The sequence below is a fragment of the Sphingobium sp. FW306-1B-F04DB genome, from assembly GCF_058781925.1.
The window spans coordinates 1-4,195 of the sequence record NZ_JBYSXE010000097.1; the positions used below are offsets into that span (position 1 = coordinate 1).

At 61.0% G+C, this 4,195-nt stretch carries 4 protein-coding genes and 1 pseudogene; 4 read left to right on the forward strand and 1 reads right to left on the reverse strand.

The window, feature by feature from the left end; genetic code table 11:
• Window positions 1-212: 212 nt before the first annotated feature.
• From AC3WJD_RS21680 to AC3WJD_RS21695, 4 genes are all read left to right on the forward strand, one after another.
• Window positions 213-1,400: a ThiF family adenylyltransferase gene (locus tag AC3WJD_RS21680; RefSeq protein ID WP_492748893.1), complete on the forward strand. Its 1,188-nt coding sequence runs from the start codon at window positions 213-215 to the stop codon at window positions 1,398-1,400.
• Window positions 1,382-1,879: a Mov34/MPN/PAD-1 family protein gene (locus AC3WJD_RS21685; protein WP_492748895.1), complete on the forward strand. Its 498-nt coding sequence runs from the start codon at window positions 1,382-1,384 to the stop codon at window positions 1,877-1,879. The genes AC3WJD_RS21680 and AC3WJD_RS21685 overlap by 19 nt, the downstream gene beginning before the upstream one ends.
• Window positions 1,880-1,965: 86 nt before the next feature.
• Window positions 1,966-3,066, forward strand: coding sequence for a helix-turn-helix domain-containing protein (locus AC3WJD_RS21690; RefSeq protein WP_492748897.1), 1,101 nt, complete (start codon window positions 1,966-1,968; stop codon window positions 3,064-3,066).
• Window positions 3,067-3,081: 15 nt separating this feature from the next.
• The gene (locus AC3WJD_RS21695; RefSeq protein ID WP_492748898.1) at window positions 3,082-3,591 is read left to right on the forward strand and encodes a hypothetical protein; all 510 of its coding nucleotides are present in this window, start codon (window positions 3,082-3,084) and stop codon (window positions 3,589-3,591) included.
• A 394-nt stretch (window positions 3,592-3,985) separates the two neighbouring features.
• Here AC3WJD_RS21695 and AC3WJD_RS21700 read toward each other — a convergent pair.
• A pseudogene (locus AC3WJD_RS21700) lies at window positions 3,986-4,195 on the reverse strand (IS110 family transposase); the annotation flags it as partial.

Sequence of the window (4,195 nt, forward strand, 5' to 3'; positions counted from 1 at the left end):
TTGGAGAGTGCCTAACAACCCTGGGGGGACCAGTTTTGCATGTCGCCCCCGGACCACTTCATGATGTCGCTTGATACGCCCTGACCGGCAGGGGCGATGAGGATCCACAGGCCGAGCCCAGCGAATACTGGTGGAATTGCTGCGCCGAGCCTCGCTCGAACTCGTTCATCCTGGTCGATAGCGGCTGGGACCTGACGGGGCACGACCAGGGAATGCTGGAGGTCCACTACCTAGCGCCGAAGGGCACGCGCGATTTCAGGGCGATCGTTCGCCGGGTGCTCGATGCCTCCGGCGTGGAAATTGCAAGCTGGGAGGGAATGGTGCCACCCGAGTTTGCAAGCGCCAGCACTTTGCGAATCCCCTGGGCGCGATCTCCCAAGGTGATTGCTCCGCTTCCGAACTTGCCGGACCTCCAGCAGCTGCTCGCCGCCGGGGGGATCTTTCCTCATGCCAAGCATGGCGGGACGAAATTGAGCAATGGAATGGTCTCGGCGCTCTACTGCGTCATCCATCCGACCGAGCTTGTGGCTGGCACGACCGGAGATGGCTGGTTGTTTGCCCGCGTCGACAACGGAGTTCTGCGCATCATCCCGGTCATGCGCGGCGGTCCCAAGGACATCGGCACGCGGGTGCCCGCCGTGCGGCATTTGCGCGAGAAGGCAGTCGGAATAGTCGGACTCGGCGCGGTGGGATCACCGCTGGCGCTCGAACTCGCCCGCAACGGCTGCGGGCAGCTGAGGCTTTTCGAGCATGACCGGGTCGAACCGGGAAACAGTATCCGCTGGCCGCTCGGCGCGAGCGCTTGGGGTAAACGCAAGGCGGAAGCACTCGCCGCATTCATTGCCAGTGAATATGGCTGGTGCCAGCCGACGGTCTTTCCGCACATGCTCGGTGACGTTTCTGCAGAAGGAGCAGAGGCCGTCGCACTCGACCGTTTTCTCGACGGCCTGGACCTGGTGATCGATGCTACTGCAAATTTCGGGGTGACATCGCTGCTTGCCGAACACTGCGAAAGGCGCGGTCTGCCGCTCGTCACGCTCTGGGCAACACCGCCTGTTTCCGGCGGCGTGGTCGCCTTGTTCAAGCCGGCCAGCGGTTGCCCTAACTGCCTAGAACATGCCCATCACGATGGAACTATCGCGGCGCCTTTGGGCTATGGCGACGAAGCGGGGTTGCAGCAGCCGCTGGCCTGTTCGGAACGCACATTCACCGGAAGCTCGATCGATCTGCAGGAACTGTCGCTCGAAGCTGCCAGGCTCGTGGTAGCCGAACTCGCTGGCGAGGGTCTCCAGTCGTTCGTCGAAACGCTTGCGCTCGTCGATGGAGATGGGAGACGAATTGCACCGCTCTGGCGAACCGATCCATTGCCCAAGCATGCCGGATGCACATGCAGCCAATAATCTGGATCGGGAATTCGGTTCTGGCTTCCTGCTGCGCCGATGCGGACGAGCACTTTCCACTCGAGAGCGGGGGCGTTTTCCTTGGGTATGAGACCGGTGACGCAGTGGTGATCACGGCGATGATCCCGGGCGGCGAGCAGGCCCTGCGGACGCGTTGGGCGTACGCACCGGATACGGACTGGCAAAATGCCTGGATCGCTGAGCATTATGAGCGGTCGGGCCGGCTCGATACCTATCTAGGCGACTGGCACAGCCATCCTGGGACCGAGCGCGCGTACCTAAGCGGCGATGACCGGGCGGTCCTGAAAAAGATCATCAAATCGCCCGACGCACGCAGCCAGCATCCGTTGATGTGCGTATTGGCGGGCAGCGTCAGCGACTGGGAGATGCATGGCTGGCGAGCCAGACTTCGGACTCACAGGTACTGGTTTGACAGCGTCGATCTGACTCCGGCAACGATTACGAGATTCGAAGATTGACAGGCTCATCGTTTCGGGAGCCTGGCCGTTAACACCACAGCAATCGAAATCTTGCAAAATAGGATCTGCAAGATTAGGTGGATGATATGGAAACAGCGGTAAACCCCCTCATCGGGCTTCGGCTCGCAGCCTTGCGCGAGCGGAAGAACCTGACGCAGAGCGATGTCGCACGCACTCTGGGGCTAAAGAGCCATCAGATCGTCTCGAACATCGAGAATGGCACGCGCCCGATGAAGGGCGCGGAAATGGCTTCCCTCATCGAGCGCTACGGGGTTACCCCAGACTATTTCACCGATCCGTTCCGGCTCGAAGGTGAAGGTCAGTTCTGCTGGCGGCAATCACATTGCTCCAAGGTGGCACTCGAGACCTATCGACAGAAGGCAGGTACCTGGCTGGCAGCTTTCCGGGCGCTCAGCCGTCCCGAAGATCGTCCTGGCCCGCGCGAGCGATTGAGCCTGCGGCTCTGGGAGCGTTCGAGCTTCGAACTGGCGATGGCGGAAGGCGAGCGACTGACCATCGACTACAGCATGGGCGATGTCCCGGCGATACGCCTGCCCGAAGTCATGGAACAGGATTTCGGAATCCTCGTCCTCATGGTCGATGGCGATGAACGGATCTCGGGTGCGGCCTGCCGACTCCCGGAACTCGACGCCGTATTGGTGAACCGCAATGAAAATCCCGGTCGCCGGAATTTCGACCTCGCGCATGAATTCTTCCATCTCCTCACCTGGGACACCATGCCCCCAAGCGAGATCGAAGGCGTGAGCGAGAGCGGGGGCAGCCGCGTCGAACAGCTGGCGAATGCCTTTGCCTCGGCACTGCTGATGCCACAGCGGGTGCTCACCCGGTTCGGTGACTGGCGCAGGCTCGGGAATTCCGAACGCGCGAGCCAGATGCGCAAGGTCGCCGATTTCTTCCGCGTGTCTGTGAGCGCGCTTCATTGGCGGCTGGTCGGCCTCAAGCTCCTTTGCAAGGCAAGCGAAATGCTCGAGGTTGAGGCGCCTTCGGCAGAGTACTTGCGCGATACGCCGCCTGCCTTCTCGAAGGTCTATTTGAGCGTCATGGCAAACGCGATCGACAGGGGCGATATTTCCGTAGGCCGCCTGGCGAAGCTGATCGAGGTTCCGCGTCATGCGCTTCGCTCGCTTTTCTCCGCACACGAAATTGCCGCACCGGTGACCGTCTGAAGAGCGAGACAGTGCGTGGCCGTTCCCTCAGATCCTGTCCTGCTCGACAATTGCGCGATATCCGCTTGCGTCGCCGCGGGTGCCTGGAATGCATTAGCGGCGCGTTACACACTTGAAACGGTCGAAGAGGTCGAGCGCGAGGCGACCACGGGCTACCAGCACCGGACAATCATCCCTCCTGAGCAGTTTCGCGATCAAGTCCAGATTCACCAGATCAGCGTCGAAGAGCGGTTCGACGCCCAGGCAAGGCATGCCGGTCTCGCTATGCTCGATGATGGGGAGCGCGATCTTTGGATCCACGCCCTCTCGCGAGAAGGCGGCTGGATCCTGTGCGGCCCCGATATCGCCAGCATCAAATTCGGGGTTCTGAACGGCTACAAGGATCGGCTGATCTCGCTTGAAGGACTGCTCGAAGCTATCGGCCATCGCCCCAAGCATCGACTGCAGGAACACCAGACCACGAAGTGGCTGAACGGTCAGATTGCCCGTATCGAACTGGAAATTCGCTTCAACGATTTGAAGTGACTAGAGCAGAAAATCGAACGCGGGGCACCCTCGCGTGATCCAAGTGCCTAGTCGTTCGTCAGGATATTCCCAGAATAGTAAATAAATGGAAGCGCGGGCTGTTTTTGCTGTTGAGGGTTGCCGTGTCCGGACACCTGAACGAACGTATGGCCCGCCCCGTTTGCAAGAGGGATTTTACGGTGTTCTGATCAGTCTGCGTCAACGTATACGGTCTCATGGGCGAGCCCATGGCCAAGATGGACATCCGCGCGTCTGGAGCCCCATAACGGCGACGGCATCGAGTGCCAATTCATTCACCGGGCTTTCCAAACGCCGATCGACTGTTCAGGCCATCTTCACGATCCTTCCTGCAAACCTCGTGGGCTACGCGCGTGAGCGCGCGCGGCCCATCCGCCTATGCTGCGACCGAGTAGCTGCGCTCGAATGACGCTTCCTTGCGCAAGGCGGCCCAGGCGATCCGGGGCAGCTTGTTGGCAAGCGCCACCACTACGGCATTGCGGTGTACGCCTCGCTCGATCATCGCCTTTAGCCAGTGTCCGAGCGGCGTGTCGCTCTGTGCCAGCGACGGCAAGGCAGCTCGGGCACCGTGAATGAGCAGCGTGCG